The following is an 872-nucleotide window of genomic DNA, read 5'->3' as shown; positions in this document are numbered from 1 at the left end:
GGGCGCTGCGCAATCAGCCGAACATGCTGCTGGCGGAGGCGGGCACCGGGATCGGCAAGACGCTCGGCTATCTCGCCCCGGCATCGCTCTGGGCGGCGGAGGCCGACGGGCCGGTGTGGATATCGACCTATACCAAGGCGCTGCAGCGGCAATTGGACCGGGAGAGCGAGCGGCTGTTCCCCGACCCCGCCACCCGGAAGCGGCGCGTCGTGGTGCGCAAGGGACGGGAAAATTATCTGTGCCTGCTCAATCTGGAGGATGCGCTGCAAGGCGGTTTTGCCGGGCGCGCAGCGATCCTGGCGCATCTGGTCGCGCGCTGGGCGGCGTTCACCAAGGATGGCGACATGATCGGCGGCGACCTGCCCGGATGGCTGCCGATCCTGTTCCGGCGCAACGGCACCACCGCGCTGACTGACCGGAGGGGCGAGTGCATCTATGCCGGGTGCCCGCATTTCCGCAAATGCTTCATCGAGCGGGCGTCGCGCGCATCGGCGGATGCGGATATCGTGATCGCCAACCATGCGCTGGTGATGGTCAACGCAGCGCGCGGGCGGGAGAGCGCGAGCCGGCCGACGCGGATGGTGTTCGACGAGGGGCATCATCTGTTTGACGCGGCCGATTCGACCTTCTCCGCCGCGCTGACCGGGCAGGAGGCGATCGAGCTGCGCCGATGGGTGATCGGGCCGGAGGGGACTTCGCGCGGGCGGCGGCGCGGGCTTTCGGCGCGGCTGTCCGACCTTGCCAGCTATGATGCGGAGGGCGGCGAGGCGATCGAGGCGGCGCGGAAAAACGCGCAGGTGCTGCCGTCCGACGAATGGCTGAAGCGGGTCAATGCGGGCGAGCCTTATGGGCCGGTCGAGGCGCTGCTCGCC

1 protein-coding gene is annotated in these 872 nt (G+C 69.3%); it reads left to right on the top strand.

Going from position 1 to position 872, the window contains the following annotated elements:
- Positions 1 to 872 (top strand): ATP-dependent DNA helicase (locus BHQ40_RS24820; protein ID WP_494338037.1); only part of this gene is annotated, 872 nt, incomplete at both ends.

The sequence above is a fragment of the Sphingobium phenoxybenzoativorans genome (genome assembly GCF_001757355.1).
GTDB lineage: Bacteria > Pseudomonadota > Alphaproteobacteria > Sphingomonadales > Sphingomonadaceae > Sphingobium > Sphingobium phenoxybenzoativorans.
This window is presented reverse-complemented; position numbering and strand designations above follow the sequence as displayed.